This window comes from Bradyrhizobium sp. 186, assembly GCF_023101685.1.
Classification (GTDB): Bacteria; Pseudomonadota; Alphaproteobacteria; order Rhizobiales; family Xanthobacteraceae; genus Bradyrhizobium.
The window spans coordinates 8,186,734-8,208,258 of sequence record NZ_CP082164.1 but is presented as its reverse complement, the minus strand read 5'-3'; the positions used below and the strand labels follow the sequence as shown (position 1 = coordinate 8,208,258).

Annotated in this window: 19 protein-coding genes and 1 pseudogene; 17 read left to right on the top strand and 3 right to left on the bottom strand. The window is 62.0% G+C overall.

Annotated features, from left to right (window positions below; all coding sequences use genetic code 11):
- Positions 1-238: 238 nt before the first annotated feature.
- Positions 239-1,678, top strand: coding sequence for an IS1182 family transposase (locus IVB18_RS39325; protein WP_247985606.1), 1,440 nt, complete (start codon positions 239-241; stop codon positions 1,676-1,678).
- A gap of 799 nt (positions 1,679-2,477) precedes the next feature.
- On the opposite strand, the gene IVB18_RS39320 is transcribed toward IVB18_RS39325, so the two are convergent.
- Positions 2,478-4,499, bottom strand: coding sequence for a transcriptional regulator (locus IVB18_RS39320; RefSeq protein WP_247985605.1), 2,022 nt, complete (start codon positions 4,497-4,499; stop codon positions 2,478-2,480).
- A gap of 141 nt (positions 4,500-4,640) precedes the next feature.
- On the opposite strand from IVB18_RS39320, the gene IVB18_RS39315 reads away from it, so the two are divergent.
- From IVB18_RS39315 to IVB18_RS39305, 3 genes are read left to right on the top strand one after another with little or no spacing between them, the layout of a single operon-like run.
- Positions 4,641-5,489, top strand: coding sequence for a class I SAM-dependent methyltransferase (locus IVB18_RS39315; RefSeq protein ID WP_247985604.1), 849 nt, complete (start codon positions 4,641-4,643; stop codon positions 5,487-5,489).
- A 40-nt stretch (positions 5,490-5,529) separates the two neighbouring features.
- Positions 5,530-5,916 carry a hypothetical protein gene (locus IVB18_RS39310; protein ID WP_247985603.1) on the top strand — a complete coding sequence of 129 codons (387 nt, stop codon included), beginning with the start codon at positions 5,530-5,532 and terminating at the stop codon, positions 5,914-5,916.
- A 5-nt stretch (positions 5,917-5,921) separates the two neighbouring features.
- Positions 5,922-6,521: a hypothetical protein gene (locus IVB18_RS39305; RefSeq protein ID WP_247985602.1), complete on the top strand. Its 600-nt coding sequence runs from the start codon at positions 5,922-5,924 to the stop codon at positions 6,519-6,521.
- Positions 6,522-7,065: 544 nt separating this feature from the next.
- Here the strand turns inward: IVB18_RS39305 and IVB18_RS39300 are convergent.
- Positions 7,066-7,968, bottom strand: coding sequence for a LysR family transcriptional regulator (locus IVB18_RS39300; RefSeq protein ID WP_247985601.1), 903 nt, complete (start codon positions 7,966-7,968; stop codon positions 7,066-7,068).
- A gap of 116 nt (positions 7,969-8,084) precedes the next feature.
- Between IVB18_RS39300 and IVB18_RS39295 the strand changes: the two genes are divergently transcribed.
- From IVB18_RS39295 to IVB18_RS39270, 6 genes and pseudogenes are all read left to right on the top strand, one after another.
- Positions 8,085-8,825: an SDR family oxidoreductase gene (locus IVB18_RS39295; RefSeq protein WP_247991839.1), complete on the top strand. Its 741-nt coding sequence runs from the start codon at positions 8,085-8,087 to the stop codon at positions 8,823-8,825.
- Positions 8,826-8,925: 100 nt separating this feature from the next.
- On the top strand, positions 8,926-9,828 hold the full coding sequence (locus IVB18_RS39290; RefSeq protein ID WP_247985600.1) for an SDR family oxidoreductase: 903 nt from the start codon (positions 8,926-8,928) through the stop codon (positions 9,826-9,828).
- A gap of 331 nt (positions 9,829-10,159) precedes the next feature.
- Positions 10,160-11,032, top strand: a complete 873-nt coding sequence (locus tag IVB18_RS39285) for an AraC family transcriptional regulator (RefSeq protein ID WP_247985599.1) — start codon at positions 10,160-10,162, stop codon at positions 11,030-11,032.
- A gap of 117 nt (positions 11,033-11,149) precedes the next feature.
- A complete protein-coding gene (locus tag IVB18_RS39280; RefSeq protein ID WP_247985598.1) occupies positions 11,150-11,611 on the top strand; it encodes a (2Fe-2S)-binding protein in 462 nt (153 codons plus the stop codon).
- 2 nt (positions 11,612-11,613) lie between these two features.
- Positions 11,614-13,794, top strand: coding sequence for a molybdopterin cofactor-binding domain-containing protein (locus tag IVB18_RS39275; protein WP_247985597.1), 2,181 nt, complete (start codon positions 11,614-11,616; stop codon positions 13,792-13,794).
- 104 nt (positions 13,795-13,898) lie between these two features.
- Positions 13,899-14,033: pseudogene (locus tag IVB18_RS39270) on the top strand (flavoprotein); the annotation flags it as partial.
- 127 nt (positions 14,034-14,160) lie between these two features.
- Here the strand turns inward: IVB18_RS39270 and IVB18_RS39265 are convergent.
- A complete protein-coding gene (locus IVB18_RS39265; protein WP_247985596.1) occupies positions 14,161-15,063 on the bottom strand; it encodes a LysR family transcriptional regulator in 903 nt (300 codons plus the stop codon).
- A 196-nt stretch (positions 15,064-15,259) separates the two neighbouring features.
- Between IVB18_RS39265 and IVB18_RS39260 the strand changes: the two genes are divergently transcribed.
- From IVB18_RS39260 to IVB18_RS39230, 7 genes are all read left to right on the top strand, one after another.
- Complete coding sequence (locus IVB18_RS39260) at positions 15,260-16,540, top strand: serine hydrolase domain-containing protein (protein ID WP_247985595.1); 1,281 nt, start codon at positions 15,260-15,262, stop codon at positions 16,538-16,540.
- Positions 16,541-16,577: 37 nt separating this feature from the next.
- Positions 16,578-17,459: an NmrA family NAD(P)-binding protein gene (locus IVB18_RS39255; RefSeq protein WP_247985594.1), complete on the top strand. Its 882-nt coding sequence runs from the start codon at positions 16,578-16,580 to the stop codon at positions 17,457-17,459.
- 92 nt (positions 17,460-17,551) lie between these two features.
- Complete coding sequence (locus IVB18_RS39250) at positions 17,552-18,379, top strand: aldo/keto reductase (RefSeq protein WP_247985593.1); 828 nt, start codon at positions 17,552-17,554, stop codon at positions 18,377-18,379.
- The gene (locus tag IVB18_RS39245; protein ID WP_247985592.1) at positions 18,376-19,290 is read left to right on the top strand and encodes a malonyl-CoA decarboxylase family protein; all 915 of its coding nucleotides are present in this window, start codon (positions 18,376-18,378) and stop codon (positions 19,288-19,290) included. Before IVB18_RS39250 ends, IVB18_RS39245 begins: the two co-directional genes overlap by 4 nt.
- 143 nt (positions 19,291-19,433) lie before the next feature.
- On the top strand, positions 19,434-20,213 hold the full coding sequence (locus IVB18_RS39240) for an alpha/beta hydrolase (protein WP_247985591.1): 780 nt from the start codon (positions 19,434-19,436) through the stop codon (positions 20,211-20,213).
- 40 nt (positions 20,214-20,253) lie between these two features.
- Positions 20,254-20,679, top strand: coding sequence for an OsmC family protein (locus IVB18_RS39235; protein ID WP_247985590.1), 426 nt, complete (start codon positions 20,254-20,256; stop codon positions 20,677-20,679).
- Positions 20,680-20,981: 302 nt separating this feature from the next.
- Complete coding sequence (locus IVB18_RS39230) at positions 20,982-21,179, top strand: hypothetical protein (RefSeq protein ID WP_247985589.1); 198 nt, start codon at positions 20,982-20,984, stop codon at positions 21,177-21,179.
- Positions 21,180-21,525 lie beyond the last annotated feature (346 nt).

The following is a 21,525-nucleotide window of genomic DNA, read 5'->3' as shown; positions in this document are numbered from 1 at the left end:
TGCCCGCTCCACCCGACGCGCCGCCTCGCTTCCCGGTGAGGGCAGCGCTCATCTACGCGGTTGCGGAATGACCGCTGTTGGCGCGAAGCGGCCGTTCGCAGGAATGTCCGCTCTTGGGGGTAAAGCCGACTTCCCGGTCGCACTCCCGGACTTCTGGGTGTGACCCTGGCTGTGTGAAAACGCTGCGCTTGATGTGATTCGCGCGATATGATTCCCGCATGATTTGTGGGGGGCTCGGATGAAGCGCTTCATTGATGGTGCGGATCGTGGGCAGAGCACGCTGTTTCCTGAATGCGTGGAAGACTGGATCGGCGAGGACAATCCGGTTCGCGTCATCGACGTCCTCGTCGACGGCCTCGATCTGGCCGAGCTTGGGTTCGGCGGGATCGATCCCGAGGCAACGGGCCGGCCATCGTACCATCCCTCGGTTCTCCTGAAGCTGTATATCTACGGTTATTTGAACCGAGTGCAGTCGAGCCGGCGGCTCGAACGAGAAGCCGGACGCAACGTTGAGGTCATGTGGCTATTGGGCCGGCTCGCTCCTGATCACAAGACGATCGCGGACTTCCGCAAAGACAATGGTCTGGCGCTGCGCAAGGTATGTGCTCGCTTCGTCGAACTCTGCCGTGAGATGGGCCTTCTGGCGACGGCGAGCGTCGCGATCGATGGCAGCAAGTTCAAGGCCGTGAACAACCGGGACAAGAACTTCACACGAGCGAAGGTGGAGCGGCGGCGTGCCCAACTGGAGGAGAGCGTCGCGCGCTATTTGAGCCAACTTGATACCGCCGATCGACAGGAACCGACGGAGGCGCTGGCGGCGAAGGTAACAAGGCTCACCGAGAAACTGACGAAGCTGAAGGCGGAAATGGGCAAGCTTGCCGTCTACGAGAAGCAGATGCTTGCTTCGCCTGATCAGCAAATCTCACTGACTGATCCCGATAGCCGGTCGATGGCGACGAGCGGGCGTGGTTCCGGCACCGTCGGCTACAACGTGCAAGTCGCCGTGGATACCGAGCACCATCTGATTGTGACGCATGAGGTTACGAACAGCGGCTCAGATCGGGCTCAACTGGCCAATATGGCCAAGCAGGCCAAGGCTGTTCTCAAGACCGAGACGCTCGATGCCGTGGCCGATCGCGGCTACTTCAGCAGCCTGGAGATCCTCGGGTGTCACGAGGCAGGCATCACAGTGACTCTGCCCAAGCCGATGACGTCGGGTGCCAAATCGGAGGGGCGCTTCGGTAAGCAGGATTTTGCCTATTTGCCAGAGGAGGATGCCTATCGCTGTCCAGCCGGGGAGCAACTGCCATATCGCTTTACGAGCGAGGAGGACGGCAAGCGGCTACGGCGCTACTGGACCACAGCTTGTCAAGATTGTTCGCTCAAATCGCAGTGCACGACAGGGCCAGAGCGGCGGATTCCGCGATGGGAGCATGAGCATCTGCTCGAAGCTGTGCAGCAGCGCCTTGATGCAAACCCACAAGCCATGCGCCTGCGTCGCGAGACGGTCGAGCATCCGTTCGGCACGATGAAGGCCCGCATGGGAGCGACACACTTCCTCACCAAAACGCTTCCAAAAGTAGCCGCCGAGATGGCTCTCTCGGTCCTCGCCTATAACCTGACACGAGTGATGAACATCGTCGGGACCAAGCCACTAATAGCTGCAATTGTGGCCTGAGACCGAACTGGTCTTGGCTTCTCACCGACTCCCTGGAAAAGGTGTTTTTACACGGCCAAGACCCACAGCGGACTTCAGGGCCGTGGCAAGTACCGAATGCGTTCGGCCTTTGCATGGGAGCCTTAGATCGAATGATCGCGCCGCGCCTCACGGGAGGTGATGCATCGCAGCATGCACACCTTAGCAAGCGCGAGATGTTGCTGCGGCCATCATGCCATCTCCTAACAGCCTCGAAATCCGTATATGGTCTGTCTTCGGTGAGGTCGCCATGACATTCGCCATTCACGCATCGAAGAACGGCCAGAGCGTCGTGACTGTTCGTATCAACCCCGCTGTTGCTGTCGACAAAGCGCGCGTGCTGGAAAGCTTGGGCTGGCAAGTTCACGTTACCGATTCCGCTGGGCACCAGTTCGACCCTTCTGACTTCGATAGGCTTCGAAGAGCTCAGAGCCAAGCTGCGTCTACTGAAGTCCGGCGACGTCCCTATATGCGGCGACAACGCGCTTCTGGATGTGCGGCTCGCCCGGCCCGATGAAGCAGCATTTTATAGGCAAGCAGCTGACGCGTCACAGTCGAACGACGATCTCTTGCTGGTCTACCTAGTTGAGTTGGATGGGCCGGAGGACCAGCACACATAGTGACAACATTTGCCAAGCAGTGGCATTAGGTGGTGCCAGAAACCAATGTCCGCTATCATGGGCAACCCAGAAAACATATGCTTGTACTGAGTTCTTCTCAGTTTGACCTGGAACGGACAAGTCGGCTGGTAGCAACGGTAGCAACCTCGCCCGTAACTGAATCAAACCATTCCGATGCGCCTGGCCCCCTCTCGAAAGAACGCTGTACCTTCCGCTGCAAACTGGAAGGCAGCAAAAAAATCGTCGAGCCCGTAGCGCGGTAGCGTCTTGTGAATGGAGGCGATGTAGGCGCGCCCCTCGTCGAGCCGATCGGCGAGCGCCAAGGAAAAGGCGGCTATCGCCAGGATATGCGAGTGTGCATTCGGGCGGGCGGCGGCCTTGACGGCCCAGTTTGCGGCTTCCTCGAATCTGGCGAGACGCACGAGTGCTATTGTACGTGCGCCTAGCATGCCGAAGAGCAGTGGATCGAATGGACTTAGATCCCGCGAATGGTCGGAGGACACGATTGCCGCAAGGGGATCGCCGGTCTGAGCCTGGACGAATGCGAGCGAGTAATGACCTTGGGCAAAATTTGGACTGAGCTCGATCGACCGCTCCAATTCGACAACGGACTGGTCATGGCTGCCGCGCAGCCAGAGCACTCGGCCCATCGCCCAGTGCGCCGCCGGATCGCGATCATCAGCCATAAGGCTTTGTCCGGCGGCCTTGTAAGCCAGATCCACTTCCTGTTCCCGCTTCGCCCAGCTCTGAAATGCTTTCTGCCAATGCGTGAAGGACAAGCCCGCATAGGCGCGGGAGAAGGTTGGATCGAGGCGGACCGCTGTCTCGAAGAAATGCTGCGCGCGCTCGTTGTCGGACTTGTTGAACCGGTACATGTGCCACAGGCCGCGGTGATGAGCCTCCCACGCATCGAGCGAATTTGGGGCCCTCAGGATCGCGCGGTTACGTTCAATCGTCTCGATCTCGCTGGCGATGGACGCGACGATCCGATCCCCAATTTCGTCGAGAACGAGAAATGCGTCGTCCTTGCTACGATTGAAGACCTCCGCCCAGACGATACGGGCGCTGCGGGTCTCAGCGAGTTCGACCGTCACGGTGAGCCGCTTGCCGTGACGCCGCAACGATCCACTGGCGACATAGTCGACGTTGAGCATCCGGCCAGCTTCTTCCGGTGCGATTTGCCGCTCGCGTAGTGCGAAGACGCTGGCTTGGGCGATGACGAAAAGGCTCCGCAGTTTGGCGAGCCGGGTGATGACGTCGTGGGCGAGGCCGTCCGCCGGTCCGCCGGGTACGTTGGCCGCGGCAGATTGATCAGCAAATGGCATCACCGCGATGGAGGCGCGGCGGGAGGCAGCGATAACGATATCGGCGGGCCTGCCCGGCGCGACCACCACAACGGAATCAACAACCGCGGCACGCGGCGTCTCCTCCGCGTTTGCTATGGCTGAACGCCACCCTTTGCGAATCGATGTGGCATCGATACCTTCGGCTTCAAACTGTCGCGCTGTCGCTGCCAAATGCTCTTCGCCCTCGCGAATACGTCCGCGGCGGGCGAGCGCGATTAGCATCGCCTCGTGAGCACGCCGATCGAAGGGAGCGAGCTGCAGCCACGTTTCCAGATAGCCAAAGGCCTCATCACCGGGAATGCTGCGGACGAGGTGCTCGAGCAGGGCGGCTTGGCAGCCGCGGAAGCGGCGTCGGGTCGCAATCAGCCAACTGGTAAAGGCCGGGCTGCGATCGATCTCGAGGCCTTCGACAAAGTCTCCACAAAACAGCGTCGCGAGCGCTCGCAGCCGGTGCGGTGCAATCGTCTCGAAGCCACCCTGGACCGCTCGGCTGATCTCGGCAGCATCGACGAAGCAGTCCGACAGGTCGAGCCTGATGGTGTCGGCCTGGGTATCGATCCTGCGCCGGCCAGGCTCGTCGAGAATGCTCCTGGCCTTGCTGAGGCTCCAGCGCAGTTCGCCGCGTGGATCGTTCGGGAGATCCCACAGCAACTCGCAAAGCTGGCTGCGAGGGACCGCGTGCGGGGCAAGCGACAAATAGGCGATAAGCGCGCGCACCTTGCGTGATGCCGGCAGCGCCAGCGCGGCGCCATCGCGGCTGATCGCCAGAGGCCCGAGCAGGCGCACTTGCAGCGAGGGCATACCTGCTAGAGCCGGTCGGTCCGATTCCACGGACATTTCCACGGGGGCTCCCACGCTCGCCTCCACGGGTGGCCGCTACAGTGACATCGAGGTCAAGGCGCGTATCGCGTCAGACCCGGCCATCGCCAGGGAACGGCGACAGCCCAGCAGTATCAATGGACCGAATGGAGCGCAATGATGGCCATCTCCGGCGCCGTAACAAGTCAAAGTGCCGCACCGGCACTGATCGATCTCACTGCGGTCAAGGCCCGCCAGCAGGACGCATGGTCCTCCGGCGACTACGCCGTCGTCGGCACCACCCTCCAAATCGTCGGCGAGGACCTGTGCGAGGCGCTCGATATCCGCGCAGGACAGACGGTGCTCGACGTCGCCGCCGGCAACGGCAACGTCGCGCTAGCCGCTGCGCGGCGCTGGTGCGACGTGACCGCCACCGATTATGTTCCGGCGCTGCTTGATCGCGCCCGCGAACGCGCGGCTGCCGAGCGGCTGGACATCAAGTTCCGCGAGGCCGACGCCGAGATGCTGCCTTTCACCGATTGCAGCTTCGACGTCGTCGTCTCGACCTTCGGGGTGATGTTCACGCCCGATCAGGATCGTGCCGCCGCGGAACTGGTCCGCGTCTGCAAGCGCGGCGGTAAAATCGGGCTCGCCAACTGGACGCCGGAAGGCTTCATCGGCCAGCTCTTCAAGACCATCGGCACGCATGTTCCACCGCCTCCCGAAGCCAGGTCGCCGGCGCTTTGGGGCACGCGGGGTCGTCTCGCCGAGATGTTCGACCCGTGCGCGGCATCCATCAAATCGGCGCAACGCAACTTTGTATTCCGCTATCGCTCGCCGGAGCACTGGCTGCACGTCTTCAAGGCCTATTACGGCCCGATCCTCAAGGCGTTCGCCGCGCTCCCGCCCGCGGGGCAATCGGCCCTGGAACATGATCTCAAGGCACTGATCGGCAGGTTCAACCGTTCGGGGGACGGCACCTTGGTCGTGCCGAGCGAATATCTCGAAGTCGTCGTCACGGTGCTTTGAAGGTCCGCAGTATCCAACCCACCTCAAGAGGAGAACCAAGATGCGCATTTCGAAAGAAAACGTCGATGTAAGAATGCAGATTCCAGGTGCCGTGATCCGTCAACAGATGGGCTTCGGTGACGTCAGCGGTTTTGGCAAGATCAGTGCCGAGTACTTCACGCTCTCGGCCGGTGTCGATACCACTCCGCTGTTCCAAGGTCTGGAAGGCAATCTCTGCCAGTGCCCTCACTGGGGATTCGTCTTGAGCGGTCAGCTAACCACAACCGACCGGGACGGCGCGCGGGAGACGGTCAACGCGAACGACCTTTTTTACTGGCCGCCTGGACACAATGTGAAGGTGGATGCCGACGCGGATATCGTCATGTTCAGCCCGCAGCACGAGCACAGCCTAGTTATCAACCACATGATCGAGAAGGTGAAGGGCTAACTTCGATGACGCAGGCGCAACACGCACTGACTCCGTTCGAGTGCACCTTCCATACCCGCAACGAAAGAACCATTCATGAAGAGCCGCCCGTGAACAACGAACGACAGATTGCCCGACACTATTCAAACGTTTTACCCAGAGAGGTTGCCATGGGCAAATCCATCACGCCATTGCTCGCCGCCACGTTCCTGACAGCAGCAGTTGCTGCATTGTCCGCGCCTGCGGCCGCCATGGAAGCCAGGGAGGCCATGAAGCGATGTGACGCAAGCCCGGGATGTACATATAACGTACTTGACAATGGGAGCGTGGTTATTCGGGGACCAAAAGGGGGAAGCGTAGATTGTGGGCTCAGAGGGGCATGCGTAGCTGTTCCCATAAAGGGAGACAAGCCCAAGCCCGGCGCGGCCGGCAACGTGACCGGGGTGCTGTCAGGCTCAACCGGCGGCGCGTCGAGACCGGATACCCCGACAAGGAAGAACGCGGTCTCGGTGGTCGGTGGCAGCGGCGCAGCCGGACCTGCTGGCGACAACAAGGTCACTACGCAGCAGGCCAGGGATCGGCAGCCGAGCGCCGGCGCCAATACCAGCGACTCGAAAAAGCATTGACCGCGAATTGAAGTTGCGAAGCTATCCGAGGGAGAAAGCCATGATCATCCGTTGAAGCTTCACAAACTTCAGCTGCGTCACCGCGGTGATGGCCGTGGCCGCGATGACATTGCTCGCCGCAATACAAAGCGCCGATGCCGGCAATGCCGTGCGCGACCATCGAGGCGCGAATGGTGCGCCCCAACGCGGCGCCACGGTCAATGGGGCCAGGGCAAAGATGTTCTGGTTCCGAAGCCCATCAAACCTAGAGGCAGCTGCGAGAAGGGCCCTTGCGCCGGACCCAACTTGCGCGATCACCGCTGACCAGGTGCGCTGCAAGGCGTGAAGCAAGTCCGCGCACCGGTCTTCCCGATAGCGGGAGGTTGGTTCAGGGCATTCGAACCGACGGGGTGATTGACTGAGTGCGTTCATGTCCGCGTTTGGCGCAAAGCGGCCATCCAGTAGAGCCTCGCGCCCAACCGAGGCAAAATTAAAAACCAACGCATGTGTTCTTCGCCGGGTAGTCGCGGCGGGCGGCAAAAGGGGCACGGGCCTCATGCGCATGTCATTCAGTCGGCGAGTGCCGGTCGCGGAACTGCTCGGCCATCCAGTCTATGAACACTCGCAGGCGCGGCGACAGTTGCCGCGTATGGGAGTAGAGGACGTGGATAGGCAGCGGCGACGGTGGAAAGCCGGCGAGCACTTCGACCAGCGCGCCGCTGGCAAGCTCGGAGCTGACGCGATATCGCGGCACCTGAATCAGTCCGAGGCCCATGCACGCGCACGCAACGTTGGTCTCTGGACCGGTCACCGTCACCATCGCTGGCAACGCGACTTGACGCGTCTTGCCGCCGCCGCCGAAGACGAGCGAAACGACTTCGCCGGAGTCCGGCGAAAGCAATCCGACCATCTCATGACCTGCGAGGTCGTCAGGCGTTCGCGGCATGCCGAAACGGCTGAGATAATCCGGGCTGGCGAAGGTCCCCCTGTCGAGCAGCGCCAGGCGCCGCTTGATCAGCGGACTGTCGCTCAGCTCGCCGGCCCGAAGGATGCAGTCGAGTCCCTCCCGGATCATGTCCAGCGGTTGGTGCGCTTCGCTGAAGTGCAGCCGGATATCGGGATATTGCTGCCGGAATCGAGGCAGGCCCGGTAACAGGAAATACCGCGCCTGGGTGCCGTGAACGTCGACACGAACCAGGCCCGAAGGTTTGGTTCCGACGAAGGCGCCCTCCGCGTCCTCTATGTCCGCGATCAGGTTCACACAGCGCCGATAGTAGGCCTCGCCATCCAGGGTCGGACTGACCTGCCGCGTCGTGCGCCGCAATAGCCGTACCCCCAACCGCGCCTCCAGTCCCTTCACGGCATCAGTCACCGAGGAGCGTGGCAAACCAAGATCGTCAGCGGCTTGGGTGAAACTGCGCCGTTCCACAATGCGGGTGAAGACGCGCATGGCGTCGAAACGATCCATTATTCGGCAGCTCGAATTATGATGTCGAAATATGCATGATTATCCGCCGAATGGGAAGGAGCATCTTGCTTTCATCGAGCGCCGATGACCGGTGCCCAACTCCAAGGAGACGGATCATGACCACCGAAACTAACAGAATAGCCATCGTCACCGGCGCGTCCGGCGGCATTGGTGCTGCGGTCGCCGAGCGCCTGGCCAAAGATGGCTTCACCGTGGTGGTGAACTATGCCGGCAACGTCGCCTCGGCTGCGGCAATCGTAGCTAGGATCGAAGCGGCCGGCGGCCACGCCGTGGCGGCCCAGGCCGACATCTCGGATGTCGCCGCCGTGGCACGCATGTTCTACTCGGCTGAAACCGCGTTCGGCGGCGTCGACGTCGTCATCAACTGCGCCGGTATCATGAAACTCGCCAAAATTGCGGAGGTCGACGATCAGACCTTCGACCAGATCATCGCGGTCAATCTCAAGGGCACGTTCAATCTGTGCCGTGAGGCGGCGAAGCGCGTGCGCGATGGAGGACGCATCGTCAACTTCTCCTCCAGCGTTATCGGGGTCCGTCTGCCGACCTACGGCGTCTACATCGCCAGCAAGGCCGCCGTTGAAGGCCTGACGCAGGTTCTGGCACAAGAGATGCGCGGCAGACGGATCAGTGTCAACGCCATTGCTCCTGGCCCGGTCGCGACCGAGCTGTTCCTTCATGGCAAAAGCGAGCAACTGATCGAGCACATGGCGAAAATGAATCCGCTCGAACGTCTTGGGCAGACTGAAGACATTGCTCGCGTGGTCGCCTTCCTCGTCGGCCCGGAGGGCGGCTGGATTAATGGCCAGACGATCCGTGCCAACGGCGGCGTGTGCTGAGGGCGTAGATCTACGGCCGGACCGCACATCAACGGGGGCGTCATCCGACTGTACGCGGCCACCAACGGTAACAACACCTTGTCATTGAGGAGATTTCGTCGTGAGTAAGAAGGTCATTCTCATCATTGGCGCTTCCAGCGGCTTCGGCCGCCTGACCGTCGAAGCGCTCGCCAAAGCCGGACACACCGTTTATGCCTCCATGCGCGACGTCGCTGGCCGCAACGCCAAGAACGCGGCCGAGATGGCCAAGGCCTCGAAGCGCGATGGCGTCGACCTGCGCGCGATCGAGCTCGACGTTCAGTCCGAACCGTCGATCGATGTGGCGGTCAAGAAGATCATGGCCGAGAGCGGCAAGATCGACGTGCTGGCCCACAATGCGGGTCACATGATGTTTGGCCCTGCGGAGGTGTTCCTGCCCGAGCAATTCGCGGTGCAGTGCGACGTCAACGTGCTCGGCACGCAACGCGTCAACCGGGCCGTCCTGCCGCACATGCGCGCGGCGAAACAGGGTCTGCTTCTCTGGATCTCGAGCAGCAGCTCCGCTGGCGGAACGCCGCCCTATCTCGCGCCCTATTTCGCGGCCAAATCGGCGATGGACTCGCTGGCCGTCCTCTATGCGCGCGAGCTGTCGCGCTGGGGCATCGAGACGACGATCGTCGTGCCGGGCGCGTTCACCAAGGGCACGAACCACTTCGCGCATTCCGGGCGTCCGGCTGACGAGGCGCGGGTCGCGGAATATGAAGCTGGCCCCTACAAGCGCTTCGGCGAAGAGGTGTTGAAGGCGTTCGCCGCGATCGTCCCCGACGACGCCGAGCCCAGCGGCGTGGCCGACGAGATCGTCAAGGTCGTCGACATGCCCTTCGGCAAGCGCCCGTTCCGGATCCACTACGATCCGACCGAAGACGGCGCCAATGTCGGCTTCACCGTGCGCGACCGCCTGCGCGCGGAGATGCTTCATCGGGTCGGCCTCTCCGACCTGCTGAAGCCCAGTGTCCTCGTCTAGTCATCCCTGCGGCCGGGCCGGCTCGCACGAAGATCCTTCGTGGACCGGCCCATTGGCAGCAGTGACGGTCGCGCTCGCCGCAATAAAAGGACGGCAACGTGACTAACGTGGATGCCGTCGAACTTCGTGACCTGAAATGGGCTGTCGTACATGTTGCTAGATCTAGAGACACCAGGCTGCTGTCCATATTGAGGGCAATATCCATGACCAAAGATCGAATTGATGACCGCGACCCAGTCGAGATTGCGGATGATTTTATCGACGACGTAGATCGCACGCTCAACCCGCTTGGCCGCTTCTACAGGCACAACCACATGCACGGAGACCTGACTTGGAGACGATAATTTCTAGCCTCGATGCGCACAAGCACTTGCGCGCCACAATGACGGCCTGCAGCTGGCGAGCCGGTTGGCGCTCGCTGCTGATCCGGGCCTACGAGGATCCGGCAGAGGCCGAAGAATTCGTAACTCCCGCTACTCGCGATCATTTGATCGTTCTCGTCACCGGTGGCTCCTGCGACGTGGAGGTCCGGTATCGCAACGGTTGGCAGCATGCTCATTCCGAGCCGGGTCACATTGGTATGACGGCTCCGGGACAAGCCGCTACACTGCGATGGCGGGGTAATACGACACACAGCAACCTGCAACTCCATCTTCCGGCCGCGACCATCGAACGCGTCGCACGAGAACTCAGGCGTAAAGGTCCCGCGGCCCCGATCTTGCCGAGCGGCATCGGAAGCAGCGATCCCTTGGTTAGCCGGCTGATGCTGAGCCTGAGCGCTGCGTTTCAAGAATCCGCGCCAGACCTTTATGCTCAGACTGCGGGAGAGATGTTGGCCGCCCATCTCTTGGTCAGACACGGCGGCTACGGGGAGCTACACTACCGCAATACGAGCGACAGCCGGCTGCGCGACGTCGAAGACTTCATGCGCGAGAATCTCGCGTCCGCAGTGAGTCTGGAGGATCTGGCGCGCGAGGCAGGAGTCAGTCGGTTCCACCTGCTGAGATTGTACAAGAAGCTGTATGGGCAGACTCCCCTGCAGCGTCTGACCTTCCTTCGCATGGAAAAGGCGAAGAGCCTCTTGAAGGGCCGGAACGAAACGATTCCGACCGTTGCCGCCAGATGTGGATATGAGAATCCATCGCATTTTGCGACGGCCTTTCGGCGGGTGGTGGGGGTGACGCCGAGCTCCTATCGCCGATAGATCCATAGCAGGAAGACGAAACTGGGGGCAATAACGCGGGCATCAAAGCAATCCCGCGAGCGACGGTCCCTTCGGGCTGCAATATAGATCTCGTTCCTCAACACGCTATGGTGCCGGATGACATACGTTCTCAAGATAAATGGGAAGTCGCATAAGGTGGACGTGAACGGCGAGACGCCCCTGCTATGGGTGCTGCGGGACGTTCTCAAGATGACAGGAACGAAGTTTGGATGCGGTATGGCGCTTTGCGGCGCTTGTACGGTTCACATAGACGGCGCGGCGACACGATCTTGCATCACCACGGTCGACAGTGTCGGGGAGGCCGCAGTGACTACTATCGAAGCCATCGGCGAGACTCCTGCTGGCCGGAAGGTGCAGCGGGCTTGGCTCGATCAAGACGTCGTTCAGTGCGGATATTGTCAGTCGGGGCAGATCATGGCGGCAGCTGCGCTGCTGGCGAGCAATCCACGCCCGACGGACTCGGAGATAAACGACGCGATGTCCGGCAATATATGCCGATGCGGCACCTACAATCGCATTCGAGCTGCCATAAAATACGCGAGCGAGGGAGGGCGTTAACAATGCGGCAAACCACCGACACGCTCACGCGGACAGTATCGGGCGCAGACGAAGCAAGAGTCTCTCGCAGAGCGCTCCTGAAGGTCAGTGCGACCGCGGCAGGGGGGCTCGCCCTGGCGGTTGTCCTGCCGTCCTGGTCCATGGCTGATGGAAGCGATAACGGCGCGGTCTTGAATGCGTTCGTGAGAATTGAGCCCGACGGCCGCGTACGCCTGACCATACCGTGTGTCGAGATGGGGCAGGGGGTCTATACCTCGCTCTCTATGCTCTTGGCGGAGGAGCTCGAAGTCAAGCTCGACCAGATCGAGGTCGAACACGCGCCTCCGAATGACGCCCTCTACGCCAATCCGTTCCTACATTTACAGGCGACAGGATTGTCAGCCTCGATCCGGGGTTTCTGGCTACCCCTTCGGCGAGCTGGCGCCGCGGCGCGCCTCATGTTGATCGCGGCGGCGGCCGGGCGTTGGAAAGTCGACCCGGCGGCCTGCACCGTCAAGGATGGAGTGGTTTTGCATCCGTCGGGCGCTAGGTCGCTGCCCTATCGGGACTTGCTGCGATCCGCGGCCGAATCGGGACCTCCCGCTCTCGATCGCATCAAGCTGAAGGAGCAAGGACAGTTCACTCTCATTGGAACATCCCCGAAGAGACTTGAGGCTCCCGACAAGATCAGTGGACGAACGCAGTTCGGAATCGACGTGATGCTGCCGGGCCTGAAGGTCGCGGCGATAGCAATATCTCCGGTGCTTGGAGGAAGACCTACGGCCGTGAACCAGAGCGCGGCACTCGCGATCAAGGGTGTGCATCAGGTGGTCGCGGTCGATGAGGCGGTAGCCGTCGTTGCTGACCATATGGGCGCTGCTAAGAAGGGTTTGGAAGCCGCCGCGATACAGTGGGACGACGGTCCTAATGCCTCGATAGATAGTAAGAAGCTCGTCGAGCAGCTCAAGAAGGCATCCGAAAGCCCGGGGGTCGTGGCGAGAAACGAGGGCCACTTCGAGCAGGCGTTCTCCGGCGCGGCTCGGCGTTTGGACGCGGTCTATGAGTTGCCGTTTCTGGCTCACGCAGCCATGGAGCCGATGAATTGCACGGTGCACTATCGGAAGGACATCTGCGAAATCTGGGTCGGCACGCAGCAGCCCACCGTCACGCAGGCGGCGGTCGCGACGCTCACTGGAATGCCGAAGGAAGCCATTGTGATTCACAATCAGTATTTGGGTGGAGGCTTCGGCCGTCGGCTTGAGCCAGATGGTACCCTTCTCGCGGTCAAAATTGCCAAGCAGATCGACGGTCCCGTCAAGGTGATCTGGAGCCGCGAGGAGGACATCCAGCACGATGTATACCGACCCTACTACTACGATCGGATATCGGCGGGTCTCGACGAGGCGGGAAGACCTATCGCGTGGCACCATCGGGTATGCGGCTCTTCGGTCGTGGCCCGGTTTTCTCCGCCCCTGTTCAAAAACGGTTTGGATTTCGATGCGATCGAAGGGGCTGCCGAGCCGCCCTACGCAATTCCCAACATTCTCGTCGAGTACGTTCGGGCCGATCCGCCCGGCATTACGACCGGGTTTTGGCGTGGTGTAGGACCGGTACACAACGTCTTCATCGTCGAGAGCTTCATGGATGAGCTGGCCTCCGCGGCCGGGCAGGATTCCGTGGAATTTCGTAGGAATCTTCTAGCTCACAATCCCCGAGCTTTGGCGGTCCTGAATCTTGCCGTGCAGAAGGCCGGCTGGGGTCAGCCGATGCCTCCCGGAAAGGGCAGGGGCGTCTCGCTTCAGTTCGCCTTTGGAAGCTATCTTTCGCAAGTAGCGGAGGTGGCCGTCGACGAGAAAGGAAATGTGAGGGTGGAACGTATCATCTGCGCGGTGGATTGTGGATTGCCGGTCAATCCTAAGATGATCGACGCGCAAATACAGAGCGGAACGATCTTCGGACTCACGGCTGCGCTACGCGGCGCGATAACGATTAAGGACGGCAGAGTCGAACAAGGCAACTTTGACTCTTATCCGCCGCTGCGCATTGATGAAACGCCACCAATCGAGACCCATATAGTGGCGAGCACGGCTGATCCTGGCGGCTTGGGCGAAGCGGCTACAGCCGCTGTGGCCCCCGCGGTCACGAATGCCATTTTCGCGGCGACGGGGCGCCGCATCAGAAGGCTGCCGATACAGCCGGCCTGAGAGCAAGGGCTAGGCGGGTGGAGGCATGAGCGCTCTCGATGTCGCAATGCTCGCCGGCTACTTCTGATCTGTTGAGAAGAGTATTGCCGTGGACAAGCTTGTGAATGAAGGGAAACGCCGGCGGCAGCGTGGGTATCTCCGGCGCGACCGGCATCATCCACGGTATACGTGCGCTCCAGATGCTTCGCGAACTCGGCATCGAGACTCATTTCGTTATATCGCGTGCAGGCGAGATGACGAGGGACCTGCGTTAGGGCGAAGTTGCTGTCATCGCTCTGAACCGTAGTTACCTCGATGGTAAATGTTGGCTTGTGCGCCCAAAAAGTTCTACGAAATGGTGCGGATATCGCAAGAGCCGAGTACCAATTACGCGCAGACAGCAATCTCCTGGATGAAATCCAGAAGCGCTCGGACCTTCGCCGGCGGGAGGTGGCGCGAGGGATGATAGGCATAGAGCGGATAGAGTTCTTCCGACCATTCCGGCAGGATCTGGACAAGTTCGCCTCGCGACAGGAAAGGCGCCAAGCCGATCGCGAGGCTTTGAAAAATGCCTTGACCGGCCACACAAGCGGCCACCGCCACTGAAGGGTCGTCCATTACCAGGCGACTGGAAACCTTGACTTCGCTCACCTCCCCGCCGCGCTGGAACTCCCAGGGAAAGGGCAGGCCGGTCTGCGGATCTCGGAAGAGGAGTGCTTCATGATGGACGAGGTCATGGGGCGATCGCGGCTCGCCGTGTTTTTCGAGATAGGCCGGCGCGGCGACCGTCAGGATACGGGTCTCCAGCAGCTTGCGCACGATGAGGGATGACTGATCGGGTGGGCCGAAGCGCACCGCCACGTCGACCCCGGTCATCATCTCCTCGCGGTAGTTGCTGGTGGATAAATCGACCGACAGCAGAGGGTAGCGGACCAGAAACTGCTGGAGCTTCGACGCAAGCACCATACGAGCGAACCACGGGTCCACCGATACGCGCAGCCGGCCGCGCACGACCGCCGCCGCGCCTGCGGCCTCGGCCGCCGCCTCATCCAGGCCCGCGAGAAGCGGCATGACCTGCGTGTGGAAGCGGCGTCCTTCCTCGGTGAGGCTGACTTCGCGTGGATTGCGATCGAAGAGCCGCACGCCGACCCGCGCCTCCAGACGCGCGACGGCGCGGCTCACTGCCGACGGCGTCAGGCCGAGCAATTCCGCGGCGCGGGCAAAATTCCCAGCCTCCGTAACCGCTGCCAGGACACCGACGCCGGTCAGAAGCCGCGTGTCGAAAGCCATGCGATCTCCCTTCGCCTCTGCGGTTCTCCGCCGGAGCCTGTCCCGGGCAAAGAGCAGTGAATCCAAGTCACTATAGCATTGATTTTAATGCGCGTGAATCACGTCTTGGCACGGCCTACAAGGCCGAGGTCACAGCGACGTCGGAGGCGAACGGCCGACAAGATCGGACCTCCTTCGATTCAGAAAGGAGTTAGCCATGAACCACCTCACACGCAGAACGGTGCTTCAGAGCGGGGGAATGCTGGGGGCCGTCCTGGCTCTCGACGCGGTCAGCCCCGCTTTGGCCGAGACAACACCAGCCGGCTCGTCAGCGCGATTCAAGGCGATCGACGCCGCCTTGCGGGGAGGCGTTTCGAGAAACGACGTGGCCGGCGTTATCGCCGTTGCGGCCACGCCGAAAGGCGTGGTTTACGAGGGCGCCTTCGGCAAGGCGAACGTCGTAACGGGCGCAGCGATGACGCGCGACACCGTGTTCTGGCTGCTGTCGATGACCAAGGCCTTCACCGCGACGGCCTGCATGCAGTTGATTGAGCAGGACCGCCTGCATCTGGACGACGACGCGGCAAAATACCTGCCCGAGTTGGCCTCGCCGCAGGTCCTTGAGGGCTTTGCCGAGGATGGAACGCCGCGAATGCGGCCGGCCAGGCGCGCGATCAAGGTGCGCCATCTGCTGACACATACGTCCGGCTACACCTACTCGATCTGGAGCGAGGCTCTGACCCGCTACGAGAAGGTGACGGGCATGCCCGACATCGCGACCTGCAAGAACGCCGCCTTCACGGCTCCGCTTGAGTTCGAGCCTGGCGAGCGGTGGGAATACGGCATCAGCATGGACTGGGTCGGCAAGCTGGTTGAGGCGGTGTCGGATCAGTCGCTTGAGATCTACTTCCGCGAGAACATCTTCGCGCCGCTCGGCATGAAGGATTCAGGGTTTCTGATCGGGACCGAGCAGAAGCGGCGCGTCGCCACCTTCCACAACCGCCTCGCCGACGGCGGGCTGGAGTCGGCGCCCTTCGAGATGCCGCAACGGCCGGAGTTCTTCATGGGTGGCGGCGGCGCCTTCAGCACGCCGCGGGACTACATGGCGTTCCTGCAGGCGCTGCTGAACGGCGGCACGCTGCATGGCGTCCGAATCCTGCGTCCGGAGACGGTCGCCATGATGATGCAGAACCAGATCGGCGAACTGAACGTCCAGGAGATGCGCTCGGCACAGCCGCCATATTCCCGCAGCTTCGACCAGTTCCCGGGACAGCCGCATAAATGGGGCCTGTCTTTCGACATCAACATGCAGCCGGGACCGAACGGGCGCTCCGCCGGCAGCATCTCCTGGGCAGGTCTGCTCAACTGCTACTTCTGGCTCGACCCGGTGAAGCACGTCACCGGCGCGCTCTTCACTCAGGTCCTGCCCTTCTACGACGACCGCGTCGTCGCCCTCTACGGCGAGTTCGAGCGCGGCCTCTATGCCGGGCTCGCCTGAGCCTGCGCGATCGACATCAACCTTCTGGAGAACCATCATGTACGCAATCACCGGAATCACTGGCAACGTCGGCGGCGCGCTTGCGCGCACCCTTCTCGCCGAAAGACAGCCCGTCCGCGCCGTTCTGCGCGACGAGGCCAAGGCGGCGGAGTGGAGAACTCGGGGCGGCGACATCGCCCTGGCCGAGATGGACGATGCGGCAAGCCTGACTTCTGCCTTCAGGGGCGCCGCGGGCATCTTCATCCTGCCGCCCTCCGAGTTCGATCCGGAGCCCGGCTTTCCCGAGGCCAAGCGCGTCATCGCGGCCGTGACGGCGGCTTTGGCCGAGTCCCGTCCCGGCAAGGTGGTCTGCTTGTCGACCATCGGCGCGGATGCGCCGCACGAGAACCTGCTGACCCAGCGCACGTTGATGGAACAGTCGCTGGAGCAGATCGGCCTGTCGGTCACCTTCCTGAGGCCCGGCTGGTTCATGGAGAATGCGCTTTGGGACGTTCCTTCGGCGCGCGACGAAGGCGTGCTGCGCAGCTTCCTGCAGCCGGCCGACAAGCCGTTCCCGATGGTCGCGACGCAGGACGTCGGGGACCTGGCCGCCGCGCTTCTCCGGGAGAACGGGAGCGGGACGCGGGTCGTCGAGTTGGAGGGGCCCGCACGCATATCGCCAAACGATCTCGCCCGCGCCTTCGCCACGGTGCTGAAGCGCACCGTCCGGGTCGAGACGGTGCCGCGCGAGAGCTGGGAGCAGATTTTCCGCTCTCAGGGAACGCGAAATCCATTGCCTCGGATCCGGATGCTCGATGGCTTCAACGAGGGATGGATCGATTTCAGCGAGCACGGCCGGTCGGCCATGAAGGGCACTACGGCACTCGAAAGCGTCATCGCCGAACTCGTCAGGGCGAGCCAGGCCAAAGCATCCGTCTGACGCCGCCGCCCTTGTGATGGCTTGCGCCTGCCGGCAGCGCAAAGGGTGACCGCACCGACCCGCCGGCAGGAAATCCGAGAAAGGAAAACATCATGGAGACGATCACGACACGGGGTGTTGCGATGCCTCGCCTCGGCCTCGGCACCTTCCGGATGCCGGGAGCCGACGCCCAGCCGGTCGTCGAGAGTGCGATCGCGCTCGGCTACCGACATATCGACACCGCCGCGATGTACGACAACGAAACCGCCGTCGGCGCGGCCATCGCGGCGTCCGGCGTGAACCGGAACGAGCTCTTCATCACCACGAAGGTCTGGCATGATCAGCTTGCGCCGGATGCGCTCTACCGCGCCTTCGACACCAGTCTGCGGAAGCTGGGGCTCGACCATGTCGATCTCTATATGATCCATTGGCCGTCACGAGACATGGACATGGCAGCGACGCTGGAAGCGTTGATGTCGCTGCGGGAGCGCGGCCTGACGCGCGCGATCGGCGTGTGCAACTTCAACCTGCCGATGCTCCGTCGCGCGGTGGAGGAGATCGGCGCGCCGATTGCCAGCCTCCAGGTCGAATACCACCCGTTCCTGTCGCAGGCGCCGATGCTCGCCTATCTGCGCGGCAAGGGGATTCCGCTGACAGCCTATGCGCCCCTCGCGCAAGGGCGGGCGGCAAGTGATCCCACGCTCGCCTTCCTCGGCCACAAGCACGGTTGTAGTGCCGCTCAGATGGCGGTCGCCTGGCTCCTCGATCAGGAGGGCGTCATCGTGATTCCGAAAGCCGCCCGTCCCGAAAGCCAGAAGGCCAATCTTGATGCGCTCGGCACCCGGCTCGATGACGAGGATCGCGCCGCTATCACCGCTCTGCCGAAAGACCAGCGCTTCGTCCGGCCGCCGTTCGCGCCGGAGTGGGACGCTCTCGGATGAAATTCATCGGCGCAGCGGCCTTGGCAACGCGACAGCGGCGAGAAAGAAGGCACGGGCCATTCGACAGGTTCGCCTCCTGGTTCAACCGCGGTTTTCTCGAACTGCGGCGGATCGACTGGCAGTCCCCGGCGGCGGTGCTGGAGAAGCTGATCGCCTATGAGGCGGTGCATGAGATCAAGGGCTGGGACGATCTGCGGCGGCGCCTCGCGCTCGACCGCCGCTGCTTCGCATTCTTCCATCCCGCGCTTCCCGGCGAGCCGCTGATCTTCGTCGAAGTCGCGCTGGTGCAGGGGTTGGCCACAGCCATGCCTCCGCTGCTCGCACGAGAGACGGATGAAGAGGCCGCACGGGCGCAAGCTGCGCGCGCCGACACCGCGATTTTTTATTCGATCTCCAACTGCCAGGACGGCCTGCGCGGCATATCGTTCGGCAATTTTCTGATCAAGCAGGTGGTCGAGGAGCTGCAGGCGGAGTTTCCGCAACTAGAGCGCTTCTCCACCCTGTCGCCGGTGCCGGGCTTCCGGCGCTGGCTCATGCAGCGGCTTGCGGAACGAAGTGATCCCGACACCGCGTTGTTGCCCGAACTCGAGCGCGACGGCTGGTGGCATGACTTAGCGCAGAGCGAGAAGTTGCGCCCCGCCCTGATGCGGCTGTGCGCGCTGTATTTGACGCGGCAGCCGTCACCCGGAAGCCGCGTCGACCCGGTAGCGCGCTTTCACCTCGGCAACGGCGCGCGGCTCGAACGGATCAATTGGCTCGGCAACGCCGCACGCCGTGCGATCCAGGAATCCTTCGGCATCATGGTCAACTATCTCTACGACCATGACAGCATCGAGGACAACCATGAGGCGTTCGTGCGTGGCGGGACCATCGTGCGTTCACCCGATGTCGATGCACTGCTCGAAGCTTGAGCCCATGCGGGGCGCTCGCACCAGGGCGACAGAAAGGCGGTGAACGGCGACACGACATCGAAATCTCAGGCGTCCGGCGCCGCGCTGCGCTGCCCACGCCATGCAACCAGACATTCCCATCCATCCTTGAAGGAAGAGATATCATGATGATGAACAGACGCGCTTTTTCCGCCGCCCTCGTGACCGGTGCCGCAGCTTCGCTGATCTCCACACGTGGCATGGCCGCAAATTCAACTCCGGCGAAGGCGAGCAACGTCGTGCTTGTGCACGGGCTGTTCGCCGACGGCTCGTGCTGGTCCGAAGTGATAGCGCGATTGCAGGCGGCGGGGCTCAACGCCACGGCCGTGCAAAATCCGCTGACGACGCTGCCTGAGGCGGTGGCATCAGCCCAGCGGGTGCTGGCGCGGCAGGATGGCCCGACGGTGCTGGTGGGTCACTCCTTCTCCGGGATGATCGTCACGGAAGCCGGTGTGCATCCGAATGTCTCCGCGCTCGTCTATGTGGCGGCGCGCGCGCCGGATGCGGGCGAGGATTACACGGCCTTGGCCAAAACCTATCCGACGCCGCCGGCGACAGCCGGCATCGTCTTCGACGGCGACGAAGGACGTCTCAGCGAAGAAGCATTTTTGCGCGATTTCGCGGGCGACCTGCCGGAAGCAAAAGCAAAAGTGCTCTACGCGGTGCAGGAGCCGTTCCACAAGGCTCTGCTCACGGGCAAGACCACGCATGCGGCCTGGCGATCGAAGCCGAGCTACTACGCGGTTTCGACGGAAGACCGCACGATCAATCCGGACCTTGAGCGCTTCATGGCCAAGCGGATGGGCGCCAAGACCATCGAGGTGAAGGCCAGTCATCTCTCTCTGATCTCCCATCCCGACGAAATCACACGGCTGATCCTCGACGCCGCGGGACAGCAAGCCTGACGAACCCGACACATGCACGGCACGAAAGGAGCAAGCAGCGATGAAACGTTTTGGATCTGCCCCCTGGAACGGCGGCCTGCGTGAAGGCAAGGACTCGGTCTCGACCGAGAGCCGCGTGCTGGAAAGCTATCCCTACACGTTCTTCAGCCGCTACGGTGAAAAGCCGGGCACCAATCCGGAGGAGCTGCTTGGGGCGGCTCACGCCGCCTGTTTCACTATGTCGTTCGTCCGGCTGCTCGGCATGGCGAACTTCGTGCCGGAGCAAGTCGACAGCAAATCAGAAGTCGTCATCGAAAAGGACGGCGATGGCTTTTCCATCACCTCGGTTGATCTCACCGTCACCGCGAAGGTACCCGGCATCGACCAGGCCACGTTTCAGTCAATCGCCGCAAAAGCAAAGGCCGGTTGCCCTGTCTCCAAGCTGATGAAGGTCGAGATTGGCTTCGGGGCCACCCTCCTCTCGTGAGTCTGCGCTGAAGGGGCGCGCAGGGTGGATCGGCCGCGCTGCGCGCCTCTTATTAGAGCGGGATGAGATTAAGCTTGGTCAAATCCGGCATTGGTGAAGTAGTTTGCGCACTCAGCTCAATGTGACTGTGTCGAGGATCGGAGCGATAGCATTTTGGGCCCCACCCGATCACGGACTTAGCCACATCGGCCGGCCACTTTCTATTTGGCATACCAGTAGCTCAAATTGCTGATGGCGGCTAAGGCGTGCGCGCACTCAGCGCATCAACGCAATTGGTATATCCTGAACCGTGGAGACTGGAGATGCCGTTTGTAACCTTCACCGTCCGGCGCGGCCTCAGCGCCGCCGACAAGTCCCGCTTATCGGAGGCAATGTTAGAAGCCCAGGTAGCTGCCGGCTATCACCGAGTCGACCGCTTTCACCGCTTTCTCGAGGTCGACCGGGATGACCTTCTGGTAGATCCCCGCTTCCCCGACTACGCAACGCAAAGCGGTCGTTGAGGTGTGGAAGTTAGATCTCGCAAGCTTCCGCTGCCTGTCCAAACTTCCTCTTGATGCTGGGGCCGACCATCATTGTCATGCCTCGCACCCCCTGCTGAGGAGCCGTACCCCTCTATGCCGAGATGGTGGCATCGGCCGCACTTGGGGAACTCAACCGCTCCGATTTGTGCAAAGGCACTAGATCATGCTCGATCATTTCGGTTCCGAGATCAGCCGTGACCAAACGTGCAAGTGGGGTATCGAGTGGGATACTTGTGCACCACGATTATTGTGTGTGTGGCTTCCGAACAAAGCTCTCTGCATTCGGCGACGATTTTCCAACGAAGTCGCTTACTTACTCGAACGA

Coding starts and splice junctions, on each gene's coding strand:
- IVB18_RS39325 (WP_247985606.1), top strand. CDS start 239: ATGAAGCGCTTCATTGATGGTGCGGATCGTGGGCAGAGCACGCTGTTT.
- IVB18_RS39320 (WP_247985605.1), bottom strand. CDS start 4,499: ATGTCCGTGGAATCGGACCGACCGGCTCTAGCAGGTATGCCCTCGCTG.
- IVB18_RS39315 (WP_247985604.1), top strand. CDS start 4,641: ATGGCCATCTCCGGCGCCGTAACAAGTCAAAGTGCCGCACCGGCACTG.
- IVB18_RS39310 (WP_247985603.1), top strand. CDS start 5,530: ATGCGCATTTCGAAAGAAAACGTCGATGTAAGAATGCAGATTCCAGGT.
- IVB18_RS39305 (WP_247985602.1), top strand. CDS start 5,922: ATGACGCAGGCGCAACACGCACTGACTCCGTTCGAGTGCACCTTCCAT.
- IVB18_RS39300 (WP_247985601.1), bottom strand. CDS start 7,968: ATGGATCGTTTCGACGCCATGCGCGTCTTCACCCGCATTGTGGAACGG.
- IVB18_RS39295 (WP_247991839.1), top strand. CDS start 8,085: ATGACCACCGAAACTAACAGAATAGCCATCGTCACCGGCGCGTCCGGC.
- IVB18_RS39280 (WP_247985598.1), top strand. CDS start 11,150: ATGACATACGTTCTCAAGATAAATGGGAAGTCGCATAAGGTGGACGTG.
- IVB18_RS39275 (WP_247985597.1), top strand. CDS start 11,614: ATGCGGCAAACCACCGACACGCTCACGCGGACAGTATCGGGCGCAGAC.
- IVB18_RS39265 (WP_247985596.1), bottom strand. CDS start 15,063: ATGGCTTTCGACACGCGGCTTCTGACCGGCGTCGGTGTCCTGGCAGCG.
- IVB18_RS39260 (WP_247985595.1), top strand. CDS start 15,260: ATGAACCACCTCACACGCAGAACGGTGCTTCAGAGCGGGGGAATGCTG.
- IVB18_RS39255 (WP_247985594.1), top strand. CDS start 16,578: ATGTACGCAATCACCGGAATCACTGGCAACGTCGGCGGCGCGCTTGCG.
- IVB18_RS39250 (WP_247985593.1), top strand. CDS start 17,552: ATGGAGACGATCACGACACGGGGTGTTGCGATGCCTCGCCTCGGCCTC.
- IVB18_RS39245 (WP_247985592.1), top strand. CDS start 18,376: ATGAAATTCATCGGCGCAGCGGCCTTGGCAACGCGACAGCGGCGAGAA.
- IVB18_RS39240 (WP_247985591.1), top strand. CDS start 19,434: ATGATGATGAACAGACGCGCTTTTTCCGCCGCCCTCGTGACCGGTGCC.
- IVB18_RS39235 (WP_247985590.1), top strand. CDS start 20,254: ATGAAACGTTTTGGATCTGCCCCCTGGAACGGCGGCCTGCGTGAAGGC.
- IVB18_RS39230 (WP_247985589.1), top strand. CDS start 20,982: ATGCCGTTTGTAACCTTCACCGTCCGGCGCGGCCTCAGCGCCGCCGAC.